General features: G+C 64.2%; 7 protein-coding genes. 3 read left to right on the top strand and 4 right to left on the bottom strand.

All coding sequences use genetic code 11. The annotated features are described in order from the left end of the window. On the bottom strand, window positions 1–599 hold a 599-nt coding region (locus AC1DWI_RS12070; protein ID WP_477724907.1), incomplete at its 3' end, for a Bug family tripartite tricarboxylate transporter substrate binding protein. Window positions 600–858: 259 nt separating this feature from the next. On the opposite strand from AC1DWI_RS12070, the gene AC1DWI_RS12065 reads away from it, so the two are divergent. After that, complete coding sequence (locus tag AC1DWI_RS12065) at window positions 859–1,587, top strand: hypothetical protein (protein ID WP_477668587.1); 729 nt, start codon at window positions 859–861, stop codon at window positions 1,585–1,587. Between the two features lie 13 nt (window positions 1,588–1,600). Here the strand turns inward: AC1DWI_RS12065 and AC1DWI_RS12060 are convergent, their stop codons facing one another. Then, window positions 1,601–2,434 carry an aldo/keto reductase gene (locus tag AC1DWI_RS12060; RefSeq protein WP_477668588.1) on the bottom strand — a complete coding sequence of 278 codons (834 nt, stop codon included), beginning with the start codon at window positions 2,432–2,434 and terminating at the stop codon, window positions 1,601–1,603. Between the two features lie 144 nt (window positions 2,435–2,578). Between AC1DWI_RS12060 and AC1DWI_RS12055 the strand changes: the two genes are divergently transcribed. Then, window positions 2,579–2,890: a cupin domain-containing protein gene (locus AC1DWI_RS12055; RefSeq protein ID WP_477668589.1), complete on the top strand. Its 312-nt coding sequence runs from the start codon at window positions 2,579–2,581 to the stop codon at window positions 2,888–2,890. 28 nt (window positions 2,891–2,918) lie between these two features. On the opposite strand, the gene AC1DWI_RS12050 is transcribed toward AC1DWI_RS12055, so the two are convergent. Both AC1DWI_RS12050 and AC1DWI_RS12045 read right to left on the bottom strand, forming a co-directional pair. Then, window positions 2,919–3,992 carry a DUF6352 family protein gene (locus AC1DWI_RS12050; protein WP_477668590.1) on the bottom strand — a complete coding sequence of 358 codons (1,074 nt, stop codon included), beginning with the start codon at window positions 3,990–3,992 and terminating at the stop codon, window positions 2,919–2,921. Window positions 3,993–4,004: 12 nt separating this feature from the next. Next, window positions 4,005–4,157: a hypothetical protein gene (locus tag AC1DWI_RS12045; RefSeq protein WP_477668591.1), complete on the bottom strand. Its 153-nt coding sequence runs from the start codon at window positions 4,155–4,157 to the stop codon at window positions 4,005–4,007. Window positions 4,158–4,334: 177 nt separating this feature from the next. Between AC1DWI_RS12045 and AC1DWI_RS12040 the strand changes: the two genes are divergently transcribed. Next, window positions 4,335–5,721 (top strand): DUF6600 domain-containing protein (locus tag AC1DWI_RS12040; RefSeq protein WP_477724906.1); only part of this gene is annotated, 1,387 nt, incomplete at its 3' end.

The raw sequence follows: 5,721 nt of genomic DNA, 5'->3' as shown, positions 1-5,721 counted from the left end.
ACCATGAGGTCCACGTTGCCGGCCAGCACGTCCATCATGGCCGGGTTGGAACCCTTGTAGGGCACGTGGCGCAGCTTGATGTTGGCGGCGCTGTTGAAGATCTCGCCGGCCAGGTGGATGGTCGTGCCATTGCCGGGCGAGCCGTAGGTGATGGAGTCGGGCGCTGCTTTGGCTGCCGCCACCACGTCGGCCAGCGTCTTGAAGCGCGACTGCACGCCCGTGACGATCACCACCGGCGTGTAAGCCACATGGGCCACCGCCACCAGGTCTTTGGTCGGGTCGTAGCTGAGGTTCTTGTAGAGCCAGGGGGCAACAACCAGGTTGTCCTTCTGGCCCATGACCATGTCATAGCCCGTAGGCGCTGCGCGTACGGCTTCGGCAATGCCGATGGTGCCGCCGGCGCCGCCGCGGTTATCGGGCACCACGGTCCACTTGCTGACCTCCGTCAATTTGGTGGCCACCAGGCGCGACAGGATGTCGGTGCCGCCGCCGGGCGGAAACGGAACGATCAGGCGTATCGGCTTGGCCGGGTATGTTTGGGCCTGCGCGGCACAGAGCATGAGCGCGAGAGCGATGAACGACAAAAACTTGCGAAGCATGGGGAAAGGTCTCCTTATGGGGCTTGGCAAGCATAAGGCGAATGGAAAAGACGCACCCGCTTGCAGCCGGTTTGACCTCAGATTTTATTCGGCGGCCTGTCTATACAACATGGCGGTGCCGCGCGGCCCGGCCGTGATCCGCGGGGTCCGGCGTCTCGATCGGCGATGGCGCGGACGGGCTGCAGCGTCTGCCATGCACCACCAGCGCCCCCGCAAGCGCCGCTTATGATCAGCCCTTTAAAAAATAGGGGGGCCTTGCATGTCATCAAACTCTTCTGCCGCGCCATCCATGGTGCGCACCGGCGCCAAAGCCGGCATGGCGTTTGCCAGTTCCGTCGCCATGGGTGGTTTGCTGGCTTTCCTGCTGGGCGGTGGCGTGTTCTTCTTCTACCTGAGCCGGCTGTCCGGCCCTGGCATGCCTGCCGCAGCGCACGCCGGCGGCGCCGGCGCCATCCTCGCCTTGCTGTTTTCACCGCCCTTGCTGGTCAGCATGCTGCTGCTGGCCTTTGTTCCGATTTACCTGATGCTGGGCGTGGCGCGTGGCCGCAGCCGGGCCATACAGCAAGTCGTGACGGGTCATGGAGAGGCCATGTCGCAGCGCTTGACGGACGCGATTGCCGCACGCATCGAGGCCATGCCGCGAACCAAGGGTGCACTCGAACGGGTGTCAGAGATGCTGTCGGCCGATGCCATCGGTCAGCAATTGGCGCCCGTGCTGGGCCAGGGACGCGCCGTGCGCGGCATGATCAATTTCGTGGTGAACCGCCTGCCGCTGGCTGATGTATTGGCGCAATGGCAGCAGGCCCGCGCCGCCGAGGCCGCACCTGCGCCAGCACCAGGTTCGCCTGACCCCGTGTTGCGCACTCTGCTCGCGCAGCGTATTAGCCAGACGCTTCAGGATGCCGCCACGCCTTCCCGCAAGCCGCTCTACATCGCCATGGCCGTCCAGGCGGCCTTGCTGGCAGTAGGGATGTGGCTGATGCGTTGACCCCTGGAAAGGTCTAGATCATCTCCAGCGAGGTGGCGCGGGAAGGCGGCTTGAACAACACATCCAGTTCAGCCAGTTGTTCATCGCTGAGCCGGATCTGCGCTGCCGCGGCGTTCTCGCGCAGCCGTTCCGGATGGCTGGTTTTGGGAATCGCGATGACGCCGCCCTGCGCCAGCACCCAGGCCAGTGCCGCCTGGGCGGGTTGCATGCCGTGGCGCGCGGCGAAGCGGGTCAGGCCCGCATGGCGCAGCAGCCGCGCCTGCTCGATCGGTGAATAGGCCATGACCGGTACCTTGCGTTCATGCAGCCATGGCAGCAAGTCCCACTCAATGCCGCGGCGCGTGAGGTTGTACAGCAGCTGGTTGATTTGCACGCCCTGACCGCCGGGCACTTGCCACAGCTCCTGCATGTCGGAGAGGTCAAGGTTGCTCACGCCGTAGTGACGGATCTTGCCGGCCTTTTGCAGCGCCATCAAAGCCTGCATGGTTTCGGCCAGCGGAACCGAACCCCGCCAGTGCAACAGATAAAGATCGATACGGTCAGTGCGCAGCCGCCGCAGGCTGCGCTCGCAGGCGGCCACCGTGCCCGCCTTCGAGGCATTGTGCGGATACACCTTGCTCACGATAAAGGCCTCATCACGCCGTCCCTGCAGCGCCTCGCCAACAAGCTCTTCGGCCAGCCCCTCGCCATACATTTCCGCGGTATCGACCAGCGTACAGCCCAGGTCCAGGCCGAGCTGCAGGGTCGCGAGTTCGTCGGCGCGCCGCGCCGGCGCATCGCCCATATTCCAGGTTCCCATGCCCAGGGCGGGAACGGCTTCGCCGCAGGGCAGCAATACGCTTTTCATGCAAACCATCTTAGCGCCGCGCAGTCCTGAAYGGCGCATTTCAGTGATGCGGATACAGAATCAATGGGCGCCGAAGAATTCATGGTTCCGTCGGCCCCGCGACGTAGCATGGCGAAGCTTTCAATGCACCTGATGGAGACCGACATGAAGATCATCCGAAGCAAGGATTTCACCGCAGCACGCGCCTGGGGCGCGCTGACAGTAGCCAATATGCAGGGCATCACCACCCGACTGCACTGGACCGACAAACCCTACAAATGGCATATCAACGAAGGCGAAGAAGTGTTTGCGGTGCTCGATGGCCGTGTGGAAATGCGCTACCGCGACAACTGCGGACAATGCTCCGTGATGCTGGAAACCGGTGACATCTTTTTCGCGAGCGTGGGCACCGAGCATGTGGCCTCGCCGGTGGGCGAGGCCCGCGTGCTGGTGGTGGAAGTGGAGGGCAGCGACTGAAACGATCCGGCTTGATCCGCGCACACCCCTAGGAAGCTGCAGGCAGCAGCGGCAGGTTCACCAGCAGGTTTTGCGGCTTGAGCTTTACCACCCCGTCGGCGTTCATCATCAACCCCAGGTACACCGGCTTGCCAGCCACGTCGCCGCGCATTTCCCGCGTGTCCACAAACTCCAGCCGGAACAGGCTGACCAGGCGCTGCAGCCGGTCGGGCGCAACGTCCCTTCCCTCATACAGGTCATTGAGCAAGGCTGTGGAGTCCAGGTCCAGCCCTACATGCCAGCGCCAGGCTTCATCGTCCACTTTCTGCACGGGCCGGATGGTGACTTCAACGCCCAGAAAATGCTTCACCCACTTCTGCAACACACTTGCCAGCGCCTTGAGACCTGAGCGGGCACGCACCATGGTGAAGACCAGGCCGTGGCTCAGGTCGTTGCTGACTTCATGCGTCAGGTCCAGCAAAAAACGGTGGCGGCCCGGCTGCTGCCAATACGTGAAAGCGTTGTCGTCATTGAGCACCTGCAGCTCCACAACAGGCACCGGCGCCTTGGCCTCCGCAAGGAAGCGGCCGAAGTCGCCCACACCGCCGGTCTCATTGAACATGTCGATCACCTCCTGGTCGCCGCTTAGCACCTGGCCGTCCTGTGTACTGATGCGCTGCGGGCGAAACAGCATTTCAGCGGCGCGCACTTCATATGCGTCGGTGGAACCCTGCAGCACATTGTGGACAACGGCCTGGGCAACCAGGTCGATGAACAACGGCGGTATGTCGATGCGGCCCGTTCCGTCCCGCGGGAACAGGCTCAGGTAATACGCCTCCAGCGTGCCGGCGGCGAGCAAGCCATCGCGAAAGCGCAAAAACAGCTTGTAGTTGTCACGCGCATCCGCATCTTGCAGGGCCGTCAATTCGGCAGGCGAGACCGGCCGGGACGGCGCGGCCACCAGTGCGGCGTGCAAGGCACGTTCGGCATCGCATGACTCCGCCACCGGCGCGAGTTCGGGCCGCGCGAGGAAGAGCCGCAGATAGTCGTCGGAAAGGGCGAGCCAGCCGCGTGCGTTGCGCTGGAGCCGGGAAAAGCCACTGGAAGGCCAGAAATCTTGCATGGGGCAATCGTCTCATATTGCACGCGCCATTTTTTCGCCGCAACCCAGTCGCTCCTTTTTTGATAGCTGCTCGCGCTCGTCTGCATTGACTTGCAGGCATTTTTCTCTAATAAAAATGTCATCAACAGAAAGATCAGCCGCTGCGGACATTACATCCCGTTTCATTCCTGCCTTCTGTTTCGCAATCTTTACTGCCTGTTAGCACTCCATCCATCGTCACGCACGTTGTACTGGGTAAGGTCTCCTCATCAGGCTGGCGATCACGATGCGATCACGACCGTTACGTGTCAGCCCGCCTTCCAGTCCATCCATGTCCCGCAAGACAGGAAGAGAGCGTTCAACATGACAGCAATCGACACCGGCGACACAAATTCGTCCCATACCGACCACACGGCCTTCCGGCCTTCGCACCTTTACGGGTACTTCGTGCTGCTGGCCTTTGCAGTCCTGCTGGCATTGCTGCAGCCCGTTGCCTGGGCGCAGGAACCTGCGCCTCAGGGCGCCCAGCTGGACCCACCCGGCCGGGTCGCCAGACTTAACCTGGCCGAAGGCGCCGTAAGCTTCGCACCGGGCGACAGCAACAACCCGGCAGAAGCCCCGGCCTGGACACCCGCCATGCTGAACCGGCCGCTGACAGCCGGCGACAGGCTGTGGACGGGCCCCGGCGCCCGCTCGGAACTGTACGTGGGCTCGACCGCGCTGCGCATGAACAGCCAGACCAGCCTGGATTTCCAGGCACTGGACGACAACACCACCCAGCTGCGCCTCGCCCAAGGCACGCTCAAGCTGCGCGTGCGGGCCCTCTACGAAGGCCAGCGCCTGGAAGTGGATACGCCCAACCTCGCGTTTGTGGTGTCGCAGCCCGGTGACTACCGGCTGGACGTCGACCCTGCCAGCAACACGACGCGCGTGGTGGCCCAGTCGGGCAGCGGCGTGATTTATGGCGACGGCGTCGCCCCCGTCACGCTGCAAAGCCGCCAGCAGGCCAACTTCAGCGGCACGCAGCTCACCCCGGCAGGACCGGGCGCCGCACAGCAGGACAGTTTTGACCTGTGGGCCGCTAACCGCGACCGGCGTGAAGACCAGTCGGTTTCGGCGCGTTACATACCGCGCGAAACCGTGGGCTACCAGCAGCTCGACAGCTACGGTAACTGGAGTCAGGACCCGGCCTACGGTGCCGTCTGGATACCGCGCGCCGTGCCCGCCAACTGGGCGCCCTACCGCGTCGGCCACTGGGCCTGGGTCTCGCCCTGGGGCTGGACCTGGGTGGACGACGCGCCCTGGGGGTTTGCACCGTTTCACTATGGCCGCTGGGCACAAATCGGCCCGCGCTGGGCCTGGGTGCCGGGCCGGCTGGCACCGCGCCCTGTCTATGCGCCCGCCCTCGTCGCTTTTGTGGGCGGCAGCAGCGGCGGTGTGAACTGGAACATTTCCATCGGCGGCGCACCGCGGCCCGGTGTGGGCTGGTTCCCGCTGGCACCCGGCGAAGCCTTTCGCCCCGCCTACCGCGTGAGCCCGCGCTACGTCACGCAGGTGAACCACAACATCGTGGTCAACAACACCGTCAACGTGACCAATATTTACCGCTACCAGCGCCAGCCTGCAGCGGTGACGGCTGTCAGCCGCGAGGACTTCGAGCGCGGCCGGCCTGTGCACGGCAATCCCCACCGGCTGAGCAGCGCCGACCTGGGCCGCGCACAACTCGTGGCCGACCGCGGCGCCCTGCCGC

The sequence above is a fragment of the Polaromonas sp. P3_C2 genome (assembly GCF_056402675.1).
Note: the sequence above shows the minus strand (reverse complement) of the source record. Positions and strands in the feature narration are given on the sequence as shown.

What these genes read in the sequence shown, in the direction of transcription:
- AC1DWI_RS12065 (WP_477668587.1), top strand. Translation starts at nt 859, where the DNA reads ATGTCATCAAACTCTTCTGCCGCGCCATCCATGGTGCGCACCGGCGCC.
- AC1DWI_RS12050 (WP_477668590.1), bottom strand. Translation starts at nt 3,992, where the DNA reads ATGCAAGATTTCTGGCCTTCCAGTGGCTTTTCCCGGCTCCAGCGCAAC.
- AC1DWI_RS12055 (WP_477668589.1), top strand. Translation starts at nt 2,579, where the DNA reads ATGAAGATCATCCGAAGCAAGGATTTCACCGCAGCACGCGCCTGGGGC.
- AC1DWI_RS12060 (WP_477668588.1), bottom strand. Translation starts at nt 2,434, where the DNA reads ATGAAAAGCGTATTGCTGCCCTGCGGCGAAGCCGTTCCCGCCCTGGGC.
- AC1DWI_RS12045 (WP_477668591.1), bottom strand. Translation starts at nt 4,157, where the DNA reads ATGAAACGGGATGTAATGTCCGCAGCGGCTGATCTTTCTGTTGATGAC.